The sequence below is a fragment of the Pseudomonas palleroniana genome (assembly GCF_022836895.1).
Lineage (GTDB): Bacteria > Pseudomonadota > Gammaproteobacteria > Pseudomonadales > Pseudomonadaceae > Aquipseudomonas > Aquipseudomonas palleroniana.
In genome coordinates this window covers 1,794,282-1,816,119 of the sequence record NZ_CP092411.1, presented here as the reverse complement: position 1 = coordinate 1,816,119, position 21,838 = coordinate 1,794,282, and the positions used below count along the sequence as shown (strand labels likewise).

Below are 21,838 nucleotides of genomic sequence, written 5' to 3'. Positions count from 1 at the left end.
CTTTCGTGGGCCTTCCGGATTTTCTAAACCGCCAAATATGGTGGGTCGTGTGGGATTCGAACCTACGACCAATTGGTTAAAAGCCAACTGCTCTACCAACTGAGCTAACGACCCGCTGTGTGGTGGCGCGTATAATACTGATTTTTAAGGACTATTCAACACTTTATTTAAAATAAATCAGAAATAATGCGTAGGGTGCGTAATTCCGGCCGTTTTGACGCCTTCCGCACGCCGTCGGCAGGCGTTCTATTCCCACAAGCACGGCCGGCATCATCAGGCCGGTAGCAGGATGACCGCGCCCTTTTTGATAAGCAGAGCGACCAACCCTGTCAGCGACCTGGTTCGTCGTTCCACAGGTATTTATGCAACTGCAACTGCAGGCGCACCGGCAGGTTATCGGCCACGACCCAGTCAGCCAGATCACGGGCGTTCAAGTCATGGTGGCTTGGCGAAAACAGCACCTCGCCCGCCCGACGCTCCAGGCCGTATTGAATCAGCTTGGAGGTCGCCCAGTCGTAGTCCTCGCGGGAGCAGATCACGAACTTGACCTGATCGTTAGGCGTCAGCAGGTCCATGTTCGCGTACAGGTTGCGGTGCGCTTCCTTGGAGCCTGGGGTCTTGAGATCGACCACGCGGCTTACACGCGGGTCAACGGCCGAGATATCCAGGGCGCCACTGGTCTCCAGCGAGACCTCGTAACCGGCATCACATAGCTGCTTGAGCAAAGGGATAGCATTGGGTTGAGCCAGGGGCTCGCCACCCGTCACACAGACGTAGCGCGGCTTGAAACCCGCAACCTGCTCCAGGATGTCGTCCAGGGTGCGCACCGTGCCGCCACTGAAGGCGTAGGCGCTGTCGCAGTATTGGCAACGTAAAGGGCAGCCGGTCAACCGTACAAATACGGTGGGCAGGCCAGCAGTTCGCGTTTCACCCTGCAAAGAGTAAAAAACTTCGGTAATGCGTAATGTGTCTTGCATAGTCGCCACGGGCGTAACAGCTAAACAGGCTGTCCGCCTCCGTCAGGCACTTCAAGGGATTGCGACAACGCGTCAACCCCAGGAAGCGTGTTTCAATAAAAGGGCGTGGATTCTAACGAAAAAACCCGCGTCAGGCGCGGGTTTCTTCTAAACGGCTGCATGGCTTACAAGCGTTGCAGATCCCGTTGGGCCAACTGTGCGGCGGAAGTGCCCGGATATTGGGCAACCACCTGCTGCAGAATGCCCTTGACCTTGTCGGCATGACCCAGGCGGCGTTCTACGTCAGCCAGCTTGTACAGCGAATCCGGCACCTTGGCATGCTTGGGGTACAGTTGGCTGACCTTGGCGAACGCCTGGCCCGCTGCTTGTAAATCACCCTTGGCTAGGTTGACCTCGCCCAGCCAGTACTGGGCATTACCCGCGTATTGGCTGTTCGGATATTTGCGCAGGAATGCGGTAAAAGCCTGGCTGGCCTTATCGAAATCCTTGGCCTTGATCAGGTCGAAGGCTGCATCGTAATACAGCTTTTCCTTCGCCGGATCACCCGGTTCGCCGCTGGCGGCAGGGGCTTGGCTGGCAGCCGCGGCCCCTGCTGCTGCACCACCGGCGGCAGCGCTTGGCGCGCCACCGGTAGAAGAATTATCAGGAGTAGCGGCTGGTGAAGCGCCGGCTCCAATGCGTCGATCAAGATCCTGGTAACGCTCCAGGCCCTCTTGCTTCAGCTGGTTCACTTGGTTTTGCAGTACTTCAATGGCGCCTTGTTGCTGCGCAATTTGATCCTGCATGCGTTGCAGCTGGTTGAACAGTTCGCCCTGTGCCGAGGGGGCGGACGTAGCCGCTCCCCCAGCATAGGCGCCGTTCGTGCCATAACCTGCCGGCGGATAACTGCTCCCGCTATTGTTATAGCCAGAGTTGCTATCTTCCACAGGAACCGCAGCCCACACCGCAAGCGGCGCGAGGCTGAGAGCCAATACAGTCAGAGCACGACGGCACGTTCGCATGACGAATTACTTACGCAGTTCGACGCGACGGTTTTGAGCCCAGGACTGCTCGTCGTGGCCAGTAGCAACTGGACGCTCTTTACCGTAGGAAACCAGTTCCAGTTGGCCTGGAGCAACACCTTGCAGTACCAGGTAGCGCTGAACGGCTTTCGCACGACGCTCGCCCAGTGCCATGTTGTACTCACGAGTACCACGTTCGTCAGTGTTACCTTCCAGAACAACGCGAGCGCCGTTAGCTTTCAGGTCCTTGGCGTGAACGTCCAGAGCGCGCATGGCTTCTGGCTTCAGGTCAGAACTGTCGTATTCGAAGTAGAAAGTGGTGATAGCGCGCAGAGCAGCTTCTTCGCTCAGGGAGCCGTCAACTGCACCAGTGTTAGCGCCGTAACCAGCGTTTGGATCAACAGCTGCGCCTTCACCGGCATTGTCGCCGCCTTTAGACGAGCAACCAACGGCTACGGACAGAGCCAGAGCCAGAGCAGCAAACTTACCAAACTTCAGCATTTCCATCGTGAAACTCCTAATGAACCCCAGTGTGTTAAGCAAATCTTTTTGTAGCGCCGCGTCAGTTCAGGTAAGGGGACCAGGATGGTTCTCTGACTTCGCCTTGTGCGGTAGGAAGCGGGAGCCTTACACGTCCATTAATGGACACGAGCATCAAGACTCCCCGGCCCTGCTGGCGGGTGGCGTAGATTACCATGGTGCCGTTGGGCGCAACAGTGGCTGACTCATCAAGGTTGGTATCTGTAAGGATTTTTACGGTTCCGCGCTGCAAATCCTGGGCCGCAACCCGGAAATTAGTGAAACCATCCTGACGGTGAATCATCACCAACGTCTTTTCATCGGCCGAAAGCTTAGGGTTGGCGTTGTAGTTACCGATAAAAGTAACGCGCTCTGCGCCCCCGCCATTCACGTTCGCCTTATAGACCTGTGGCTTGCCGCCACGGTCGGAGGTGAAGTAGATGGTCGAACCATCCTTACCCCAGAACGGTTCGGTGTTGATGCCAGGGCCTGCGGTCACGCGATTGATCTGGCGCGAAGCCATGTTCATCACGTAGATGTCCGGGTTACCGTCCTTGGACAGTACGAATGCCAGGCGCGAACCATCCGGCGACCAGGCCGGGGCACCGTTGAGGCCTTCAAAGTTGGTGATCTGCTCACGACGGCCAGTATCGATGTGCTGGACGAAGATACGCGGACGTTTCTGTTCAAACGACACATAGGCAATACGCTTGCCGTCCGGCGCAAAACGCGGCGACAGGATTGGCTCACGCGATTGCAGCAAGGTCACGGCGCGAGCACCGTCGTAGTCCGAACGCTGCAAGGTATAACGGGTGTTGTCTACCGAGAAACGCTCTGCGGTTACGTACAGCAGGCGTGTCGAGAAAGCACCTTTGATACCGGTGAGCTTTTCAAACGACTGGTCCGAGATGTAGTGAGCCATGTCACGCAGTTGTTCGGCGGTGCCCGAAACGCTGCCGGTCAGGACCTGCTGCTCGGTGGCCACGTTGAACAATGCGTACTGGATCTGCAGGCGACCGCCGGCCGGCGTGATGCTGCCGACCATCAGGTACTGGGCGCCCACGGCCTTCCAGTCGCGGAAGATGACTTCGCTGGCCTGGGTCGGCTGGCTGATCATGTTGCCTTTCGGAATCGGTGCGTAGTAACCGGAATTGCGCAGGTCGTCGCTGACGATCTGGGCCATGTCGTCCGGCAATACGCTGCCGCCCTGCCAGCCAAACGGTACCACCGCGATCGGAGTGGCCCGATCGCTACCGCTGGTGACCAGGATGTTCTTTTCATCCGCCGCCGCTATCCCTGCCATACAGCAAATAACGACAAGCATTCCTCGAAGAAGGTTTCTCACAAGGCTAGATCCTCAGGTGTGAATGTCATCTTGAATGAACGATAGGGAGCGAAGTCGCTTGGTTTCATTCCCTGCATCTCGGTCAACCGGCCAATATTCTTGACTGCGGCAACCGCTGAACTGTCGAACGAACCGTCACCACTGGACTTGGCCACGCTGACCGAAGTCACCGTACCGTCCGGCAACATGCCGATCTGCAGCACTACTGTCATGCCTTTGCGTGCCGAAGGTGGACGTGTCCAGCCTTCTGCTGCCCGTGCCCGAATCAGGTCGTCGAAACTGCCCGCGACTTCATCACCACGTTCATCGGCCAGGGCTTGCTGACGCTGAGGCGTGTCGGAAAGCAAATCTGCCAAGGCCTGGGCCTTTTTCTCTTCGGCGGATTTACGTGCTGCTTCCTGGGCCTTTTTCTTCTGGGCGTCGGCGGCAGCTTTCTTCTTCGCTTCGTCGGCGACTTTCTTCTTCGCCTCGTCTGCTTCAGCTTTTTTCTTGGCGTCTTCGGCGGCTTTCTTCTTCGCGTCTTCGACTATCTTTTTCTTGGCCTCTTCAGCGGCCTTTTTCTTGGCCTCTTCTTCGGCAGCCTTTTTGGCTTCTTCTTCAGATTTCTTCTTGGCTATATCAGCCAATTGTTTCTCTTCGGCCTTTTTCGCTTCGGCAGCTTTCTCGGCTTTCTTGGCTTCATCAGCCTTTTTCGCCTCGTCCGCTTTCTTGGCTTCGTCAGCCTTTTTCGATTCCTCGGCCTTTTGAGCCGCCTCTTCTTTCTTTTGTTCCGCAGCAGCCTTCACCGCTTCCTGCTCGACCTTCTTCTGTTCCATCTGCTCGACTTCAGTCTGGCGCGCAGCCGACTTCTGGGCTTCACCCGCAATCTTCTGATTGGTCTGGGTGGTGGCCTGACTTTTCGATTTCAGCTGATACAGGGTCGCCTGCACGATCGGCTTGGCTGGCGGCAGGTCCGGGGTCATGGCAAAGCTTACGAACAGCATGCCAAACACCAGGACGTGCAGGGCGATTGCCCAGACGCTAGGCCAGAAGTAGCTTTCCGAGGCGGACGGCTCTCGCTGTTGCTGCATCAGGGCGCCTCGGTAATCAAGCCAACGTTACCGACGCCGGCCTTCTGCAGCCCGCCCATGGCACCCATGACGGAGCCGTAGTCGACCGCCTTGTCACCGCGGATGAAGACCTGGGTGTGCTTGCCGCCTTCGTTGCCTGCGCGAATGATCTTGGTCACCGCATCGGTCATCGCCGGCAAGGTCATCGCCTTGTCCTGCTGCTTCTGCGTGTCGACTTCGCTGCCAAGGTTCCAGTAATAGGTCTTGTCGGACTTGATCGAAATGGTCAGCACCTGGGTGTTGTTGTCCTGGGGCAAGGCTTCGCTGGAAACCTTGGGCAGGTCAACCTTCACACCCTGGTTGAGCATCGGCGCGGTCACCATGAAGATCACCAGCAGCACCAGCATCACGTCGATGTAAGGCACCACGTTCATCTCGGCGACCGGCTTGCGCTTGGTTCGAGCTCGAGTGATTAAAGCCATCGGGAAGTACCTGCTTATTCTTCGCTGGTGTGCACTTTACGGTGCAGGATCGCCTGGAACTCGTCGGCGAAGGTGTAGTAACGGCCAATCAGGTTTTCGCCGCGAGCGGCAAAACGGTTGTAGGCGATTACTGCGGGGATGGCAGCGAACAGGCCGATCGCGGTGGCGACCAGGGCTTCGGCGATACCCGGGGCCACGGTGGCCAGGGTCGCTTGCTGCGCCTGGGCCAGGCCACGGAAGGAGTTCATGATCCCCCATACGGTACCGAACAGGCCGATGTACGGGCTGACGGAACCTACGGTGGCGAGGAACGGCAGGCTTTGCTCCAGCTTCTCTTCTTCGCGGGAGATAGCGACGCGCATGGCACGGGCCACGCCTTCCATCACCGCTTCCGGGTCAACACCTGGCTGCTGGCGCAGACGGGAGAACTCCTTGAAACCGGCGCGGAAGATCTGCTCGACGCCCGAGTCCGGGTCCGGGTTGCTGCCGGCCTGGCGGTACAGTTTGGACAGGTCGATACCCGACCAGAAGCGCTCTTCAAAGCTCTCCAGGGCACGTCGACCGGCACGCAGCAAATTGCTGCGCTGAAAAATCATGACCCAAGAGGTAACCGATGCGGCTACCAGGGTCAGCATGACCAGTTGAACCACGACACTGGCATTGCTGACCAGGCTCCACATGGAGGAATGGTCGACGACGGTAGGTTCCACGCTAAATCTCCTGCTTTGATTGTTTACCCGCGCCGCTTACGCCGGCAAAGGCCGCACGCAGAGCTTCGGGAATGGCCCGGGGTTTCAAACTATTGGTGCGCACACAGGCCACCAGGAACTGCCCCTCACAGAGCAGCGTTGCATCCGTAGCCCGCCTGACCTGCTGCTTGAAACGCAGGCTGACACGGTTCAATTCGATTACTTCAGCGCTTACCAGCAGCTCATCGTCCAACCGCGCCGGCGCGTGATAGCGCGCCTCGCTGGAATGCACGACAAACAACAGGTCCTCTCCCGCCAGCTCGGATTGGGCAAAGCCCAGCTCTCGTAGCCGCTCGGTGCGGGCCCGCTCCATGAACTTGAGGTAATTGACGTAATACACGATGCCGCCGGCATCGGTGTCTTCGTAATAAACGCGACAGCGATGTACGAACGACTGATCCCCGTTTTGCGCGCGCATACTCTAGTGCTTACTCCTCAGGTTGCCAATCCGGCTGGGCAACTGTTTTTTCGTTGTCTGAAACATTTCTACTGACTGAATGACGACACCAGCCACTAGGACAGCACAAACCTCGGATAAATCGTCTGGCGTGAAGCTTTTAATCGTCCACTGCATCGAGAAATTCGTCTACTACAGGCATCTCGCCCAATCGTGACGGAATGTTTAGCCCAAAGTGCAAATAGGCATGCCGCGTCACCACTCGCCCTCTTGGCGTACGCATGATGTAACCTTGTTGGATCAGGTACGGCTCGAGCACGTCCTCGATGGTATGACGCTCTTCACTGATCGCAGCCGCCAGGCTGTCCACACCGACCGGGCCACCGTCGAACTTCTCGATCAGGGTCAAGAGTAGACGCCGATCCTGGTGATCGAAGCCATGTTCATCCACATCCAGCAGGTTCAAGGCCAGGTCCGCGACGGCCTTGGTGATATGCCCCTTGGCCCGCACCTCGGCAAAGTCGCGAACCCGGCGCAGCAAGCGGTTGGCAATCCGTGGCGTGCCCCGGGCCCGACGGGCAATTTCAAACGCACCGTCCGGGTCCAGCGGCAAGCCGAGAATGCTCGCCGAACGGCTGACAATGGTCGCCAGATCGGCAGTGCTATAGAACTCCAGACGTTGAACAATGCCGAAACGGTCTCGCAACGGGTTGGTCAGCATGCCGGCGCGCGTGGTCGCCCCTACGAGGGTAAAGGGCGGCAGGTCGAGCTTGATCGAACGTGCGGCCGGGCCTTCGCCGATCATGATATCCAGCTGGAAATCTTCCATGGCCGGGTACAGCACTTCCTCGACAATCGGCGACAACCGATGGATTTCGTCGATAAACAGCACGTCGTGGGGTTCAAGATTGGTCAGCAAGGCCGCCAAGTCACCCGGACGCTCCAGCACGGGCCCCGAGGTCGACTTGATCGACACGCCCATTTCCTGGGCGATGATATTGGCCAATGTGGTTTTACCCAGCCCCGGCGGCCCGAAGATCAGCGTGTGGTCCAGGGACTCAGTGCGCCCGCGTGCAGCCTGGATGAACAGCTCCATTTGCTCGCGCACGGTCGGCTGGCCGATGTATTCGGCCAGGCTCAGGGGGCGAATAGCCCGGTCCTGGACTTCTTCACGGTCACGCGGGCCGGTGGCCGCGATCAGACGATCAGCTTCAATCACTTAAATCATTCCCTTCAGGGCTCGGCGGATCATGTCTTCGGCGCTCAGGTTCTTGTCCTTGATGGCCGACACCGCCTTGCTCGCTTCCTGGGGCTTGTAGCCCAGGGAAATCAGCGCATTGACGGCATCGCTTTCTGCACTGGCGACCTGGGCCGCCGGCATATCCGGCTGGTTCGGCACCAGCGCGAACATGCTCGGTACGACCTCCCAGGCTTTGAAACGATCCTTGAGTTCCACCAGCAGGCGTTCCGCAGTTTTCTTACCGACACCCGGCACCTTGGTCAAGGCCGAGGTGTCCTGGGCCGAAACCGCACGGACCAACTCGTCCACCTCCAGGCTGGACATCAAGGCCAAGGCAAGTTTGGGCCCCACGCCATTCAGGCGGATCAGCTCGCGGAAGAAGTCGCGGTCGCGCTTGCCGATGAAACCATAGAGTAATTGCGCGTCCTCACGAACCACCAGGTGAGTGTGCAACGTAATCGGCTCGCCGACCGACGGCAGGCGATAGAGGGTGGTCATGGGCACTTCCAGCTCATACCCCAGCCCATTGACGTCCAGAATCAGGTGCGGCGGCTGTTTCTCAGCCAGGGTGCCGCGCAAGCGTCCAATCACGGTTCAGATCCTTAAAGCTTGGGGTCAGATCAAAGCCTGACCGGAAATAACGATTGCGCTGATGCTATCAGAGACGCAGCCGCCCGCCACGACTGCGTGCGGTGCCGAGGCCATGGGGCAGCAGACTGGAACGGGTGTGCGCATGGCAAATGGCAATGGCCAGGGCGTCGGAGGCGTCGATTTGCGGTTTGGCGGTGAGCTTGAGCATGTGCATGACCATCATCTGTACTTGCTCTTTATTGGCCGCGCCGGTGCCGACCACGGCCTGCTTGACCTGGGTCGCGGTGTATTCGGCGATCTCCATACCCTCCTCGGCACCGGCGACGATGGCGGCGCCACGGGCCTGGCCGAGTTTCAGGGCTGAGTCGGCATTTTTTGCCATGAACACTTTTTCGATGCCCATCGTCACCGGGCCATAGGTCTGGATGACCTCACGCACGCCGCGATAAACGATCTGCAGGCGCTCGGCCAACTCGCCCGCACCGGTGCGGATACAACCCGAGGCCACATACACGCAGCCACGCGGGGTCTGCTGCACCACGCCAAAACCGGTGATGCGTGAACCGGGGTCGATACCTAGGATTAAAGTCATAACGCCTGCGGGTTGAATAAAACAAATGTTGATACATCAACGTGCCAATGTGGGAGGGGGGCTTGCTCCCGATAGCGGGGTGTCAGTTATCCATAAGTCGACTGAACCACCGCTATCGGGAGCAAGCCCCCCTCCCACATGGACCTACATCGCTTTTCAGCCTAGCTGTTCGGCGACGGATTCCGGGATGTCCGCGTTGGAATACACGTTCTGTACATCATCCAGGTCTTCAAGCATATCCAGCATCTTCAGCACTTTCTGCGCGCCGTCCAGGTCCAGCTCGGCGCTGGTGGTCGGCAGCATCACGATTTCCGCGTCGGTGCCTTTGAAACCAGCGGCGTCCAGGGCGTTGCGCACAGCGTAGAAACTGGCGAACGAGGTGAACACGTCGATGGAGCCATCTTCGTTGGTCACCACATCGTCGGCGTCCGCTTCCATCGCGGCTTCCATCAGCGCATCTTCATCCGTTCCCGGTGCGAAGCTGATCTGCCCCTTGCGCTCGAACAGGTAAGCCACCGAACCGTCGGTACCGAGGTTGCCGCCGCACTTGCTGAATGCGTGGCGCACGGCCGCGGCGGTGCGGTTGCGGTTGTCGGTCATGCACTCGACCATTACCGCCACACCCCCCGGGCCGTAGCCTTCGTAGCTCAGTTCGACCATGTCGTCGGTGTCGGCGGCGCCGGCGCCACGGGCCACGGCGCGATCAATGATGTCACGGCTCATGTTCGCGCCGAGGGCCTTGTCGAGCGCCAGGCGCAAGCGCGGGTTGGAACCCGGATCCCCACCGCCTTGACGAGCCGCAACGGTCAGTTCACGAATCCACTTGGTAAAGATCTTGCCCTTCTTGGCATCCTGACGCTCTTTGCGGTGCTTGATGTTCGCCCACTTGGAATGGCCAGCCATAACACAACTCCGAAATTCTGTAGAAACCTTATCAACCCCGCCCCAGGGCGGACTTTTCTTTTTAAAGTGCAGCCCTTGTAACGCAAAGGCGCATCCGAAGATGCGCCTTTTTAGACTGCGTAAACCTCAGTGCGCTTTCACGCAGCGGCCTTACTCAGCCTTCGGCGTCTCACGCAGGCGGATGTGCAGCTCGCGCAGTGCCTTGGCATCCACCACACCCGGCGCCTGGGTCATGACGTCCGCAGCACTCTGGGTTTTCGGGAAGGCAATCACTTCACGGATCGACTGGGCGCCGGTCATCAGCATCACCAGACGGTCCAGGCCGAACGCCAGGCCACCATGGGGCGGCGCGCCGTACTTCAGGGCGTCGAGCAGGAAGCCGAACTTCTCTTCCTGTTCCGCTTCGTTGATGCCCAACAGGCGGAACACCGCTTGCTGCATCTCTTTACGGTGGATACGGATCGAACCGCCGCCCAACTCCGTGCCGTTGAGCACCATGTCGTAGGCACGGGACAGAGCGCCCGCCGGGTTGGCTTCCAGCTCGGCCGGCGAGCACTTCGGCGCGGTGAACGGGTGGTGCAAGGCGCTGAAGCTGCCGTCGTCGTTCTCTTCGAACATCGGGAAGTCAACGACCCACATCGGGGCCCACTCACAGGTCAGCAGGTTCAGGTCATGACCGAGCTTGATACGCAGTGCGCCCAAGGCTTCGCTGACGATCTTGGCCTTGTCGGCCCCGAAGAACACGATGTCGCCGTCGACGGCACCGACGCGATCGAGGATCGCGTTCAGGTTCTCCAGCGGAATGTTTTTCACGATCGGCGATTGCAGGCCATCAACACCGTTGGCGCGCTCGTTGACCTTGATGTAAGCAAGGCCCTTGGCACCGTAGATGCCGACGAACTTGGTGTAGTCGTCGATCTGCTTGCGCGGCATGCTCGCGCCGCCAGGCACGCGCAGGGCGGCAATACGGCATTTCGGATCGTTGGCCGGGCCACTGAACACCTTGAAATCAACTTCTTTGAGCTGATCGGCAACGTCCACCAGTTCCAGCGGGTTACGCAGGTCTGGCTTGTCGGAACCGTAGCGGCGCATGGCTTCTTCGAAGGTCATGTGCGGGAACTCGCCGAACTCCAGGCCCAGCACTTCCTTGAACAGGTTGCGGATCATTTGTTCGGTCAGGCCCATGATCTCTTTTTCATCGAGGAAGCTGGTCTCGATGTCGATCTGGGTGAATTCCGGCTGGCGGTCGGCGCGCAGGTCTTCGTCGCGGAAGCATTTGGCGATCTGGTAGTAACGGTCGAAGCCGGCCACCATCAGCAGTTGCTTGAACAACTGCGGCGATTGCGGCAGGGCGAAGAACGACCCCGCGTGGGTACGGCTAGGCACCAGGTAGTCACGTGCGCCTTCCGGCGTGGCACGGGTCAGGATCGGTGTTTCAACGTCGAGGAAGCCGTTCTCGTCGAGGAAGCGACGGATGCTGGTGGTCATGCGCGAACGCAGGCGCAGCTTCTCGGCCATTTCCGGGCGACGCAGGTCCAGGAAGCGGTAGCGCAGGCGGGTTTCTTCGCCCACGTCGGAGTATTCGTTGAGTGGGAACGGCGGAGTTTCGGCCTCGTTCAACACTTCCAGCTCATAGCCCAGCACTTCAATACCGCCGGACGCCATGTTCTTGTTCACGGCACCAGCCGGACGCAGGCGCACCTTGCCGGTGATCTTCACGACGTATTCGCTGCGCACACGGTCGGCGGCGGCGAAGCTCTCGGCGCGGTCCGGGTCGAACACCACCTGGGCCAGACCATCACGATCACGGATATCGAGGAAGATCACCCCGCCGTGGTCGCGACGACGGTGAACCCATCCGCAAAGGGTGATTTCCTGACCTTCCAGGGTCTCGTTCAGTTGGCCGCAATAGTGGCTGCGCATCATGGTAGTGGTTTCACTTCTCGTAATTCGAAATTCGGTGGAGGCCCGCCTCGTCACCGTACATTAAAGCAGGGGACGGATAATGCAGGAGCCTGCGCGTAGAGTTCAACTCAGTCTGCTTTGTCGCCGCCCGCCAGGTTCTTCTTCGAACCGGTCTTGAAGTCGGTTTCGTACCAGCCGCTGCCACTCAGGCGAAAGCCCGGCATCGACAACATCTTCTTCAGCTCAGGCGCCTGGCAGGCAGGGCAATCGACCAGCGGTGCTGCGCTGATCTTTTGAATGGCTTCCAACTGATGACCACAGGAAGCACATTGATAGTCGTACATGGGCATGGAGATGTCTCGGCGATCAGATCGTTACGGCGCCACGCCTGCTCACTGCTCCATGGAGCACGAAGAAAGCCGGCATGCGCGGCAAAGCGCGGGATTATATCTGGTAAATCGGCACAGCGCAGCCGCCTTTCTGCCCGAAGCCCGGCCCGCCTTGACAGTGGGCCGGCTTCGCTACCGCCAGGCTAATCGGGGGGCATGAGGGCAACGCGGCCTTTTAACAGGTGAACCACGCATACCACCCTGACCAGCCCGCTGAAGTTTTTCACCCCCCCATACCGCAAGTGCACTTCCCGATCGACATAGGACAACAATGCACTGACCGAGCAGGCATTGATCCTGGCTATTTCCGTGAGGATATTCCAATAGATCTGTTCAAGCCGCAGGCAGGTGGAAAACCCATTGAGCCTCACCGACCGCGACAGCGGTTTGGCCAGCCCCATGTCGAACCCCTTGGCGAAGGGGTCGACCTTTATCTTGTGAAAACCGCAGGTCTCCATCACTCCCTTACCCATTCCGCGTGACATACACCTGACACTCCATTGCCAAACAGCAGCCCATGGGCTTGTCCCATTGGGCAGTGGGCCTATAAAACAGCAGGACGCGAGGAGCAGCCAGAAGACACGGCGTTGATAATCGTAGGACAACGCCAGGAAGTGCACGGAAACAAGCGGGCAGCGCCAGGAAGGCGCCACCCGGGTTTAACCTTTACTGGTTTTCAAGCAGGGAGCGCAACATCCATGCGGTTTTTTCGTGGACCTGCATGCGCTGGGTCAACAAGTCCGCCGTCGGCTCGTCGCTGACCTTGTCGAGCAATGGGAAGATGCCCCGCGCGGTGCGCGTTACCGCTTCCTGGCCGGCGACCAGTTGCTTGATCATCTCTTCGGCGCTCGGCACACCCTCCTCCTCCTTGATGGAAGAAAGACGGGCGTAGATCGAATAAGCACCCGGTGCCGGGAACCCCAGGGCACGGATGCGCTCGGCAATGGAGTCCACCGCCAGCGCCAGTTCGTTGTACTGCTCTTCAAACATCAAGTGCAGCGTACGGAACATGGGGCCGGTGACGTTCCAATGGAAATTGTGGGTTTTCAGATACAACACATAGGTATCGGACAGCAGCCGTGAAAGTCCGTCGACGATGGATTTACGATCGTCTTCACTGATACCAATATCGATTGCCATGTTTTTCCCCTTCAATTGACGAGCATTCATTGATCAGGTGCAGGACCACTCTAGCAAGAGTGCCGGCGGCGTGCAGCCCGCCCTCCCGAGGTGGAGTGCGGCAAATCGTCCCTGTGCGGCTTGTCGGCCCGCGACCGGCAAGCCTTCAGGGAGTAGGAAAATGCCGAAAATGCCGCTCAAAAAACCCGCACCTGTCTAGGACAAGCGTTTGACGCAGAAATGCCCAAGCAGCCGCAACACCCCGAAATGCTTGATTTGAGTAGGCACAGCCTTTGCTGTTAAATAGGTGACGTGGGGCGGCCGTTCATTTCTGCGGCACATCCCATAGGCTGATACCCGCGCACGTGCTCAACGCCTCCCATTGTTCAGAAGCGAACCGTGCCGGTCAGCTCTTCCTTAGTGTTCCGTCTTAACGTGAGTTAATCAAAATGTTGAAAATCGTCCACCTGCTAACGGGCGTTGCAGCTTTGCTGCTGTCGTTTATCCCGAGCCTGCAGCCTGAAAGCCTGCCCTATCTGGAACAACACGATGCCCTGTACCTGGCCTTGTTCGGCCTTCTCAACCTGGCGCTCGCACCGGTAATTCCTTACTGGAACAAAGGCACGCGTCATCAACTGCAAAACCTGGTCAGCGCGCTGCTGGTACTGACCGTTGTCGTTCAAACCCTCACCCTCCTGGCACCGATGCCTGAAGTGGGCGGCCATCCGGCCATCCTGCTCAGCCTGGTGATTGCTGTGGTCGCCATCGTTCTTCACCTGGCCATCAGCTTCTACCGCTCGTCCCCTGCGGCCGCGTCGCAAAACTACGACATGACCAACCGGGATACCGGTACCGTCAAGTGGTTCAACACGTCCAAAGGCTTCGGCTTTATTTCCCGCGACTCGGGCGACGATATTTTCGTCCACTTCCGGGCTATCCGTGGCGAAGGCCATCGCGTCCTGGTCGAAGGCCAGCGCGTGGAGTTCTCTGTCATGAACCGTGACAAAGGCCTGCAAGCCGAAGATGTCATCGCTGCACTGCCGCGTCGCTGACCCCAGCCTGCGCAGCAAAAAAAACCGCGACCCAGCCTGCTGGATCGCGGTTTTTTTATTCGCGCCGATTGATCAATAGTGCGGCGGCGGCGCTTCTTCTTCAGACGTCTCGAACTGGCCACCCATTTCTTCCTGGCGCTTGAGCAGCGCGGTCATCTGCAGTTGCAGGCGCTCGACGGCCCGCTGCTGGGTAACCAGAATGTCATTGAGGGTTTCGATGGTGTCGTCCTGGAAGGCCAGGCGGCTTTCCAGGTCAGTGACGCGGTCTTGCAGGTCCATGGTTCAATCCTGGGTAAAAATGAAGCTGGCAGGCAATAGCTCGCGCAATCGACTACGGATAGCCGCCACTTGCTCTTCAGTGTAAGGCTGCGCCGGATGCTTGCCCCAGACCGGTGCAGGCCAGGCGGCGTCATCGTGTTTACGCACGATCACATGCACGTGCAACTGGCTGACCACATTGCCCAATGCACCAATGTTCATCTTATCGGCCGCCAGCCCTTCATTGAGCAGCTGCGCCAGGGCGGTGGTTTCCTGCCACAGGGTCTGCTGATCGGCAACATCCAGTTGAAACACTTCACTGATACCTTCAATACGCGGAACCAGGATGAACCAGGGGTAATGGGCATCGTTGGACAGCAGCAGGCGGCAAAGCGGGAAATCCCCTATGACCTTCGTGTCTTGTTGCAGGCGTTGATCCAAGGCGAACACGTGAGTACTCCGTTGCGCAGGTCGATTTCAGGCGCCCAGCATACCTTCGATTGCAGGCGGCTTCACGGCGAATGCGCTGGGCCTTGAGTCAACCGACGAAAATTCATGCCCTGTTTCGATGCAAGCAAATAGTTGAGCTACGCTGATCCTGGTCGCTAGCAGTTGCACCAAAATGACCCACTTGTGCCTCAAAGAGATCCGCCGATTACCCACCAAGGAGTGTGAACCGGTAACGTTTTGCTCTGGCACAGGATTCATGGACCACCGAAGGGGTAAACGGCACGTGCGTCAAGCCCAAACCAAACGGCGTAAAAAGCCCGTGCTTATGCGGTTTTTACAGGGCCGTAATGTTTTTCACGAAAAAATGACATTCGGTTACCCCTTTGTGCACGCTTGTTGCATTCACACCCACATCGTCGGCAACGACACCCGCCTGGAAGCCGGTGTTTCGCGATAAAAAACAGCAGCGTTTCAATGCACGCCAAGGATGAGTTCAAACTTCGAAGGGTGGTTTGAAAGAGTATTGAAGTTGTCAGCCCAGTTACAGTCGGGCTGTGAATTTGCGACATGGAGCTAGCGATTTACGACAGCCTCGTAAAGAAGCTGAAAGGATAGATGGGTAAGTATCGTCAATAACGTCTGCGTGATATAACTTTGCGCCGACACAAAAAAGAAAGAGCCGCCCAGATAAAAATACAGGTGGGACGGCAGTACTCTTCCTAAAACCAAAGGAGCAAATCACGATGCGCGTGATGAAGTGGAGCATGATCGCCCTGGCTGTTTCAGCAGGCACCTCGCAGTTCGCAATGGCGTCCGCCCAGGACGATTCCAAGGGCTTTATCGAGGACAGTACAGCCAGCATTCTGACTCGTACTCTGTACTTCAGCCGTGACTTCCGTAACAACGCGCCAGGCACCCAGAGCCGCCGCGAAGAAACGGGTCTTGGCTTCCACGGTCTGTTCAGCTCGGGCTACACCCAAGGCACCATCGGGGTCGGTGTCGATGCCATCGGCTTGCTGGGCCTCAAACTCGACAGCGGCAAGGGCCGCGCCGGTACCGGCCTGTTCCCTAACGGCTCCGACGGCCGTGCGCAGGACGACTATTCCAAGGGTGGCGCAGCCATCAAGTTCCGTATTTCCGATACGGTCCTGAAAGTGGGCGACCAATACACCACCGCTCCGGTATTCGCATCCGACGACAGCCGCCTGCTGCCAGAGCTGCCGCAAGGTATCTCGATCACCAGCAACGAGATCAAGGGCCTGAAACTGGAAGCCGGTCACTTCACCTCGATCGTTGCCCAGGACCACACCTACAAGGACAGTATCGCCAGCGCCGAGCCAGGCACCGGTACCGGCCTGCGCGATGCCAACTTCGTCGGCGGCGTGTACTCCTGGACGCCTGAGTTCACCACCAGCCTCTACTACTCGAAAGTAGAAGACTACTGGAAGAAGCTCTACGCCAACGTGAACTGGACTCACGCGCTCGACAAAGATCAGTCGGTAGCCGTTGACTTCAACATCTACAGCACCAAAAGCGACGGTGCCGGCCTGCAACGCGCAGAAAAAGACGGCACCACCAAACTGGATAACCGTGCCTACAGCTTGCAAGGCGCGTATACCTACCAGGCTCACACATTCACCTTGGCCTACCAGAAGGTCAGCGGTGACGGTGACTACGGCTATGGCGTAGACGGTGGCGGCACGATTTTCCTGGCCAACTCCGTCGCCCGTTCCGACTTCAACGCTGAAGACGAGAAATCCTGGCAAGCTCGCTATGACCTGAACATGGCCACCTTCGGCGTGCCAGGCCTGAGCTTCATGACTCGTTACGTCAGCGGTAGCGGCGCCAACACCGGCACCACGTCGAACGGTAAAGAGTGGGAACGCGACATCGAAGCCAAATACGTGATCCAGAGCGGCCCGGCCAAAGACCTGAGCCTGCGCGTACGTCAAGCGACCTATCGTTCGTCTGACGGCGTGTACTACGGTTCGGCGTCCATCGACGAACTGCGTCTGATCGCGCAATACCCGCTGAACATCTTGTAATTAGCCGCTTGATTACAATGATGACCTAAGGCATCCGCCTTAACTAAAAAGCCGCTCCCCTGTTCACAAGGGAGCGGCTTTTTTATTGCAGTTATATTTCACTGGAAAAATAGCAAGCTAACTAACCAGATAAAAACCCGCACACCTGACCTGACCGTTCAGCCAAGTTTTGCAGCATCACACTTAGTTACTTAGTAGCACTTTCCTGCATTACACGAATAACCCGCTGCGGAAACGGAATATCAATACCTGCCGCTTTCAAACGATCACGCGCCAGTTCATTGAGCATGAACATCACATCCCAATAATCCGCCGTCTTGGTCCAGCAGCGCAGCGAAACGGTGATCGAACTGTCGCCCAAGGTCGACACCACGGCTACCGCCGCTGGGTCGGCCAATACTCGAGGGTCCTTGGCCAGCTCCAGCAGCACTTCACGAGCTTTCTGCAGATCAGCGTCATAGTCCACACCCACATCAAACACGACCTTGCGGGTCGGCTGACGGTTGGTGTTGGTGATGATGCCGTTGGACAGGCTGCCATTAGGGATGATCACCGTCTTGTTGTCGCCGGTGCGCAACACGGTGTGGAAGATCTGGATACTGTCGACGGTACCCGAGGTGCCCTGGGCTTCGATCCAGTCACCAATGCGGAACGGGCGGAACAACAGAATCAGCACGCCACCGGCAAAGTTCGCCAGGCTGCCTTGCAATGCCAAGCCAATGGCCAAGGTCGCGGCACCAATCGCCGCCACGAACGAGGTGGTTGCCACGCCGATCATCGAGGCCACGTTGACCACCAGCATCACCTTGAGCGCGATGTTCGCAAGGCTGGTGATGAAGTGCTGCAGCGCCAGGTCCGCATTGCGCAGCGCCAGCAAACGCCCGACCCGATGGGTCAAGACGTTGATCAGCCACCAGCCGATGGCCAGGGTGACCACCGCCAGTAAAAACCGGCTGCCGTATTCCATGATCATCGGGACCCACGACTGCGAGGTCTTGATCAACTGATCCACTTCTGCGTTTAAATCCATGTAGCTTCTCCTGTTGGGCGGTGTGCGGCTTTATCAACTGCCTGAAAACGCAAATGAGCCCCTTGGGGCTCAATGGCAGGCGCAGGTTCCGGGGCGTGGGACGTCAAAAACGCCGACGGGTTCCCCGCAGAGCCATCAGTCGCGGAAGTTATTGAACTGCAGCGGCATGTCGAAGGACTTGGCGCGCAGCGCTGCGATCGCTTCTTGCAGGTCATCACGTTTCTTGCCCGTGACCCGCACCTGCTCACCCTGGATGGCAGCCTGCACTTTGAGCTTGGCATCCTTGATGTGGGCGACGATTTTCTTGGCCAGCTCTTTGTCGATGCCTTCCTTGAGGACGGCTTCCTGCTTCATCAGCTTGCCCGAAGCGTAGGCATCCTTGATTTCAAGGCATTGCGCGTCGATCTTGCGTTTAACCAGGGACAGCTTGAGGATCTCGATCATCGCTTCCAGCTGGAAATCGGCTTCAGCGGTCAGGTTGACGGTCAGTTCCTTTTCCTTGAATTCGAAGCTGCCCTTGCCTTTCAAGTCATAGCGACGGTCCAGCTCCTTGACGGCGTTCTCGACGGCGTTGGTGACTTCGTGTTTGTCCAGTTCGGATACCACGTCGAACGAAGGCATGTCATTTCTCCAATATAAGGGGCGGGCTCAGTAGAGATGGAGCGCGCCCGAGCTAAAATGCCGGGGCATTATAGCGGTTCTTTCGCCGCGTTCACTGCGAGCAGCCCTACGGAGTAAAAACTGATGTCGACCACCTGGCATATTCTCGGCGCCGGCAGCCTGGGCACCCTCTGGGCTGCGCGCCTGGCACGCGCTGGCCTGCCCGTACGGCTGATCCTGCGCGATGATGCACGCCTGGCCAGCTATCGGGCGGGGCCGGGGTTGACGCTGGTCGAACAAGGCATAGCGCACACCTATCCGGTAATCGGCGAAACGCCTGACAGCCCGGAACCGATTCATCGCCTGCTGGTGGCGTGCAAAGCCTACGACGCGCAAAGCGCAGTAGCCCAGTTGCAACATCGATTGGTACCGGACGCCGAACTGGTCCTGCTGCAAAACGGCCTCGGCAGCCAGGACGCCGTCGCAGCCCAACTGCCCCAGGCCCGCTGCATCTTTGCCTCCAGCACCGAAGGCGCATTCCGCGACGGCGACTGGCGCGTGGTATTTGCCGGCCATGGCTATACGTGGCTGGGCGATGCCGCCCACCCCACGCCACCGCTATGGCTGGATGACCTGCACGCCGCGGGCATCCCCCACGAGTGGAGCACCGCGATTCTCACGCGCCTCTGGCGCAAGCTGGCCCTCAACTGTGCGATCAACCCTTTGACCGTGCTGTACCAGTGCCGCAACGGCGGCCTGCAAAGCCATCAATGTGAAGTGGCGACCCTGTGCGCCGAGCTGACCGAGTTACTCGAATGTAGCGGCCAGCCGGCCGCTGCCGAGGATTTGCACAGTGAAGTGGAACGGGTGATCCAGGCCACCGCCGCCAACTACTCGTCCATGTACCAGGATGTGGCCAACCGCCGCCGTACCGAAATCAGCTACCTGCTGGGCTACGCCTGCGAAGCCGCTGCCCGCCATCAATTGGCCCTGCCGCACCTGCAACAGGTACAGGCGCGCCTGGTCGAGCACTTGCGTGCACACGGATTGGCCAGCGACTGAGGCACGCGCTACCCTGCCTACCTGTCTATCACCTGGGAAAACCCTGATGCCACTGCGCCAGCGTCTTGAAAATCTACCGGTAGGGCAGAAACTGCTGGCCGCCTTGCTGGTGTTGTTGACCACCGTATTGTTGGTGGCCAACCTGACGTTCATCAGCGCGGCTTACTGGATCTCCCAGGAAAGCATGGCGCCCCAGGCGCTGCAGGCCATCGGGCGGTTGGTGTCCAACCCGTCACTGGCCGCTGAAGCCCTCGAATCGTCCACCAAGGCCGAAGCCCTGCTCAATGAACTGACCAGCTATTCACCGCTGCGCGCAGCTGCGTTGTATGACGGCGAAGGCACTCGCCTGGCGCAGATGCAGCACGCCAATCGCCTGCACCTGCCGGATAATTACCGGCATATCGAGGCTTGGCGCCTCACTGAGTTTCGCAGCAACCAGGTCATCACCCTGCCCCGTCCCGGCCAGCCTCCCGGGCATCTGCTGCTGGTGGCCAGCAGCGAACTGCCGATGGCCTTTTATACCGGCACGCTGACGGCTAGCCTGGGCATCCTGATTTTCAGCGTGCTGCTGTGGCTGGTCATTGCCCGACAGATCAAGCGCCTGATCACTCGCCCCATCCACGAACTGGAAGAGCTGTCGCGTCAGGTGACTCGCGAAGAGAACTATTCCTTGCGCGCCGGGCGCGGCAACCATGACGAGATCGGCAGCCTGGCGGAAGCCTTCAACACGATGCTGTCGCGCATCGAAGCCCGCGAGCAGCAGCTCAAACGCGCCCGTGATGACTCCCAAGCCGCTTACGACCAAGCCCAGGGCCTGGCCGAGGAAACCCGTCATACCAACCGCAAACTCGAGCTGGAAGTACAGGTTCGCAGCAAGATCGAGAAAAAACTCACCGGTTTCCAGAACTACCTGAACAGCATCATCGACTCGATGCCGTCGGCGCTGATCGCCTTGGACGAACAACTCTACGTCACCCAGTGGAACCAGGAAGCCAGCGCCCTTTCCGGGACACGCCTGGATGAGGCGCTGAATCAACCGATCTTTCTCGCCTTCCAGCCGCTCAAACCCTACCTGAGGCAACTCAAGGCCGCGGTCGAGCAGCACAGCGTGGAACGCATCGAGCGCGTCACCTGGGTCAAGGATGACGAGCCCAAGCATTACGCCCTGACGTTTTACCCGTTGATGGGCGGTGCCGGGCGCGGCGTGGTAATCCGGATCGACGACATCACCCAGCGCCTGTCGCTGGAGGAAATGATGGTGCAGTCGGAAAAAATGCTCTCCGTCGGCGGGCTTGCCGCAGGCATGGCCCATGAGATCAACAACCCGCTGGGAGCCATCCTGCACAACGTCCAGAACATTCGCCGCCGCCTGTCTCCCGACCTGCCCAAGAACCTGGAACACGCCGAACAGGCGGGCATCGAGCTGGACACCGTCAACCGCTACCTGCAAAGCCGCGAAGTGCCGCAGTTGCTCGACGGCATCCAACAAGCCGGCGCTCGGGCTGCGAAGATCGTCACCCACATGCTCAGTTTCAGCCGCCGTAGCAATCGGCAGATGGCGCCCTGCGATCTGCCGGCGCTGATCGACCAGGCAGTGGAAATTGCCGGTAACGACTTTGACCTGACCATCGGCTTCGACTTCAAGGGCCAGGCGATCATCCGCCAATTCGATCCACTGCTAGGCCCGGTACCGGGCACCGCCAACGAGCTGGAACAGGTGTTGCTCAACTTGCTGAAAAACGCCGCCCAGGCCATTCACCTGCGTGAAGACGACAGCGAGCCGGGGCGCATTATCTTGCGCACCCGCCTCAACCCGCCGTGGGCCGAAATCCAGGTGGAAGACAATGGCATCGGCATGAGCGAAAGCGTGCGCAAGCGCACCTTCGAACCGTTCTTCACCACCAAGGAAATCGGCCAGGGCACCGGGCTCGGGCTGTCGGTCTCGTACTTCATCATCACCAACAACCACAAGGGCCAGATGGAAGTACAGTCGACCCTCGGCCAAGGTACCTGCTTCACGCTGCGCCTGCCCTTGGCGGGCAGCCAATTGCCACCCTACGAACTCACCCAACTGGAGCAATGA

The 21,838-nt window shown here is 58.8% G+C and carries 24 protein-coding genes and 1 tRNA gene; 4 read left to right on the top strand and 21 right to left on the bottom strand.

Annotation, left to right across the window (positions count from 1 at the left end):
* Nucleotides 1-38: 38 nt before the first annotated feature.
* From MJP36_RS08245 to MJP36_RS08165, 17 genes are all read right to left on the bottom strand, one after another.
* A tRNA-Lys gene (locus tag MJP36_RS08245) sits at nt 39-114 on the bottom strand.
* A 215-nt stretch (nt 115-329) separates the two neighbouring features.
* Entirely contained in the window at nt 330-977 is a 648-nt protein-coding gene (gene queE / locus MJP36_RS08240; protein ID WP_104994690.1) for a 7-carboxy-7-deazaguanine synthase QueE, read from the bottom strand.
* A gap of 164 nt (nt 978-1,141) precedes the next feature.
* Entirely contained in the window at nt 1,142-1,978 is an 837-nt protein-coding gene (gene ybgF, locus MJP36_RS08235; RefSeq protein ID WP_104994691.1) for a tol-pal system protein YbgF, read from the bottom strand.
* A 6-nt stretch (nt 1,979-1,984) separates the two neighbouring features.
* Nucleotides 1,985-2,485 carry a peptidoglycan-associated lipoprotein Pal gene (pal, locus tag MJP36_RS08230; protein ID WP_003209827.1) on the bottom strand — a complete coding sequence of 167 codons (501 nt, stop codon included), beginning with the start codon at nt 2,483-2,485 and terminating at the stop codon, nt 1,985-1,987.
* A gap of 55 nt (nt 2,486-2,540) precedes the next feature.
* Nucleotides 2,541-3,821: a Tol-Pal system beta propeller repeat protein TolB gene (gene tolB, locus MJP36_RS08225; RefSeq protein ID WP_060754185.1), complete on the bottom strand. Its 1,281-nt coding sequence runs from the start codon at nt 3,819-3,821 to the stop codon at nt 2,541-2,543.
* Between the two features lie 17 nt (nt 3,822-3,838).
* Nucleotides 3,839-4,912, bottom strand: coding sequence for a cell envelope integrity protein TolA (tolA, locus tag MJP36_RS08220; protein WP_060754186.1), 1,074 nt, complete (start codon nt 4,910-4,912; stop codon nt 3,839-3,841).
* The gene (tolR, locus tag MJP36_RS08215) at nt 4,912-5,364 is read right to left on the bottom strand and encodes a protein TolR (protein WP_161549410.1); all 453 of its coding nucleotides are present in this window, start codon (nt 5,362-5,364) and stop codon (nt 4,912-4,914) included. The genes tolA and tolR overlap by 1 nt, the downstream gene beginning before the upstream one ends.
* A 23-nt stretch (nt 5,365-5,387) precedes the next feature.
* Complete coding sequence (gene tolQ / locus MJP36_RS08210) at nt 5,388-6,083, bottom strand: protein TolQ (protein WP_060754188.1); 696 nt, start codon at nt 6,081-6,083, stop codon at nt 5,388-5,390.
* 1 nt (nt 6,084) lies between these two features.
* Complete coding sequence (gene ybgC, locus MJP36_RS08205) at nt 6,085-6,540, bottom strand: tol-pal system-associated acyl-CoA thioesterase (RefSeq protein WP_060754189.1); 456 nt, start codon at nt 6,538-6,540, stop codon at nt 6,085-6,087.
* 139 nt (nt 6,541-6,679) lie between these two features.
* Nucleotides 6,680-7,738, bottom strand: coding sequence for a Holliday junction branch migration DNA helicase RuvB (gene ruvB, locus MJP36_RS08200; RefSeq protein WP_090368863.1), 1,059 nt, complete (start codon nt 7,736-7,738; stop codon nt 6,680-6,682).
* Complete coding sequence (gene ruvA, locus MJP36_RS08195; RefSeq protein WP_003193868.1) at nt 7,739-8,350, bottom strand: Holliday junction branch migration protein RuvA; 612 nt, start codon at nt 8,348-8,350, stop codon at nt 7,739-7,741.
* Nucleotides 8,351-8,417: 67 nt separating this feature from the next.
* Complete coding sequence (ruvC, locus tag MJP36_RS08190) at nt 8,418-8,942, bottom strand: crossover junction endodeoxyribonuclease RuvC (protein WP_025854762.1); 525 nt, start codon at nt 8,940-8,942, stop codon at nt 8,418-8,420.
* Between the two features lie 156 nt (nt 8,943-9,098).
* Entirely contained in the window at nt 9,099-9,845 is a 747-nt protein-coding gene (locus MJP36_RS08185; protein WP_060754191.1) for a YebC/PmpR family DNA-binding transcriptional regulator, read from the bottom strand.
* 150 nt (nt 9,846-9,995) lie between these two features.
* Complete coding sequence (gene aspS / locus MJP36_RS08180; RefSeq protein WP_060754192.1) at nt 9,996-11,771, bottom strand: aspartate--tRNA ligase; 1,776 nt, start codon at nt 11,769-11,771, stop codon at nt 9,996-9,998.
* Between the two features lie 107 nt (nt 11,772-11,878).
* Nucleotides 11,879-12,100, bottom strand: a complete 222-nt coding sequence (locus MJP36_RS08175) for an FmdB family zinc ribbon protein (protein WP_010208103.1) — start codon at nt 12,098-12,100, stop codon at nt 11,879-11,881.
* Between the two features lie 182 nt (nt 12,101-12,282).
* Nucleotides 12,283-12,624 carry a ribbon-helix-helix domain-containing protein gene (locus MJP36_RS08170; protein ID WP_060754193.1) on the bottom strand — a complete coding sequence of 114 codons (342 nt, stop codon included), beginning with the start codon at nt 12,622-12,624 and terminating at the stop codon, nt 12,283-12,285.
* 181 nt (nt 12,625-12,805) lie between these two features.
* Complete coding sequence (locus MJP36_RS08165) at nt 12,806-13,279, bottom strand: Dps family protein (protein WP_090368861.1); 474 nt, start codon at nt 13,277-13,279, stop codon at nt 12,806-12,808.
* Between the two features lie 428 nt (nt 13,280-13,707).
* Between MJP36_RS08165 and MJP36_RS27925 the strand changes: the two genes are divergently transcribed.
* Nucleotides 13,708-14,310, top strand: coding sequence for a cold-shock protein (locus MJP36_RS27925; protein WP_090368859.1), 603 nt, complete (start codon nt 13,708-13,710; stop codon nt 14,308-14,310).
* Between the two features lie 72 nt (nt 14,311-14,382).
* Here the strand turns inward: MJP36_RS27925 and MJP36_RS08155 are convergent, their stop codons facing one another.
* Complete coding sequence (locus MJP36_RS08155) at nt 14,383-14,589, bottom strand: SlyX family protein (protein ID WP_015885618.1); 207 nt, start codon at nt 14,587-14,589, stop codon at nt 14,383-14,385.
* Between the two features lie 3 nt (nt 14,590-14,592).
* Nucleotides 14,593-15,018: an HIT domain-containing protein gene (locus MJP36_RS08150; protein ID WP_244385169.1), complete on the bottom strand. Its 426-nt coding sequence runs from the start codon at nt 15,016-15,018 to the stop codon at nt 14,593-14,595.
* A gap of 743 nt (nt 15,019-15,761) precedes the next feature.
* On the opposite strand from MJP36_RS08150, the gene MJP36_RS08145 reads away from it, so the two are divergent.
* Nucleotides 15,762-17,063, top strand: coding sequence for an OprD family porin (locus MJP36_RS08145; RefSeq protein WP_244385168.1), 1,302 nt, complete (start codon nt 15,762-15,764; stop codon nt 17,061-17,063).
* A gap of 187 nt (nt 17,064-17,250) precedes the next feature.
* Here the strand turns inward: MJP36_RS08145 and MJP36_RS08140 are convergent, their stop codons facing one another.
* Both MJP36_RS08140 and MJP36_RS08135 read right to left on the bottom strand, forming a co-directional pair.
* A complete protein-coding gene (locus tag MJP36_RS08140) occupies nt 17,251-18,093 on the bottom strand; it encodes a mechanosensitive ion channel family protein (RefSeq protein ID WP_060754198.1) in 843 nt (280 codons plus the stop codon).
* Between the two features lie 135 nt (nt 18,094-18,228).
* A complete protein-coding gene (locus MJP36_RS08135; protein ID WP_060754199.1) occupies nt 18,229-18,714 on the bottom strand; it encodes a YajQ family cyclic di-GMP-binding protein in 486 nt (161 codons plus the stop codon).
* 123 nt (nt 18,715-18,837) lie between these two features.
* On the opposite strand from MJP36_RS08135, the gene MJP36_RS08130 reads away from it, so the two are divergent.
* Both MJP36_RS08130 and MJP36_RS08125 read left to right on the top strand, forming a co-directional pair.
* Nucleotides 18,838-19,755: a putative 2-dehydropantoate 2-reductase gene (locus tag MJP36_RS08130; protein WP_244385167.1), complete on the top strand. Its 918-nt coding sequence runs from the start codon at nt 18,838-18,840 to the stop codon at nt 19,753-19,755.
* A gap of 46 nt (nt 19,756-19,801) precedes the next feature.
* Entirely contained in the window at nt 19,802-21,838 is a 2,037-nt protein-coding gene (locus MJP36_RS08125; protein WP_244385166.1) for a sensor histidine kinase, read from the top strand.

Excerpts from the sequence above, each read along its gene's own strand:
- queE (WP_104994690.1), bottom strand. The coding sequence starts at position 977 with ATGCAAGACACATTACGCATTACCGAAGTTTTTTACTCTTTGCAGGGT.
- ybgF (WP_104994691.1), bottom strand. The coding sequence starts at position 1,978 with ATGCGAACGTGCCGTCGTGCTCTGACTGTATTGGCTCTCAGCCTCGCG.
- MJP36_RS08170 (WP_060754193.1), bottom strand. The coding sequence starts at position 12,624 with ATGTCACGCGGAATGGGTAAGGGAGTGATGGAGACCTGCGGTTTTCAC.
- pal (WP_003209827.1), bottom strand. The coding sequence starts at position 2,485 with ATGGAAATGCTGAAGTTTGGTAAGTTTGCTGCTCTGGCTCTGGCTCTG.
- MJP36_RS08125 (WP_244385166.1), top strand. The coding sequence starts at position 19,802 with ATGCCACTGCGCCAGCGTCTTGAAAATCTACCGGTAGGGCAGAAACTG.
- aspS (WP_060754192.1), bottom strand. The coding sequence starts at position 11,771 with ATGATGCGCAGCCACTATTGCGGCCAACTGAACGAGACCCTGGAAGGT.
- ybgC (WP_060754189.1), bottom strand. The coding sequence starts at position 6,540 with ATGCGCGCGCAAAACGGGGATCAGTCGTTCGTACATCGCTGTCGCGTT.
- tolB (WP_060754185.1), bottom strand. The coding sequence starts at position 3,821 with ATGCTTGTCGTTATTTGCTGTATGGCAGGGATAGCGGCGGCGGATGAA.
- MJP36_RS08145 (WP_244385168.1), top strand. The coding sequence starts at position 15,762 with ATGCGCGTGATGAAGTGGAGCATGATCGCCCTGGCTGTTTCAGCAGGC.
- MJP36_RS08135 (WP_060754199.1), bottom strand. The coding sequence starts at position 18,714 with ATGCCTTCGTTCGACGTGGTATCCGAACTGGACAAACACGAAGTCACC.
- MJP36_RS08175 (WP_010208103.1), bottom strand. The coding sequence starts at position 12,100 with ATGCCCATGTACGACTATCAATGTGCTTCCTGTGGTCATCAGTTGGAA.
- MJP36_RS27925 (WP_090368859.1), top strand. The coding sequence starts at position 13,708 with ATGTTGAAAATCGTCCACCTGCTAACGGGCGTTGCAGCTTTGCTGCTG.
- MJP36_RS08165 (WP_090368861.1), bottom strand. The coding sequence starts at position 13,279 with ATGGCAATCGATATTGGTATCAGTGAAGACGATCGTAAATCCATCGTC.
- MJP36_RS08130 (WP_244385167.1), top strand. The coding sequence starts at position 18,838 with ATGTCGACCACCTGGCATATTCTCGGCGCCGGCAGCCTGGGCACCCTC.
- MJP36_RS08140 (WP_060754198.1), bottom strand. The coding sequence starts at position 18,093 with ATGGATTTAAACGCAGAAGTGGATCAGTTGATCAAGACCTCGCAGTCG.
- MJP36_RS08185 (WP_060754191.1), bottom strand. The coding sequence starts at position 9,845 with ATGGCTGGCCATTCCAAGTGGGCGAACATCAAGCACCGCAAAGAGCGT.
- MJP36_RS08155 (WP_015885618.1), bottom strand. The coding sequence starts at position 14,589 with ATGGACCTGCAAGACCGCGTCACTGACCTGGAAAGCCGCCTGGCCTTC.
- ruvC (WP_025854762.1), bottom strand. The coding sequence starts at position 8,942 with ATGACTTTAATCCTAGGTATCGACCCCGGTTCACGCATCACCGGTTTT.
- tolA (WP_060754186.1), bottom strand. The coding sequence starts at position 4,912 with ATGCAGCAACAGCGAGAGCCGTCCGCCTCGGAAAGCTACTTCTGGCCT.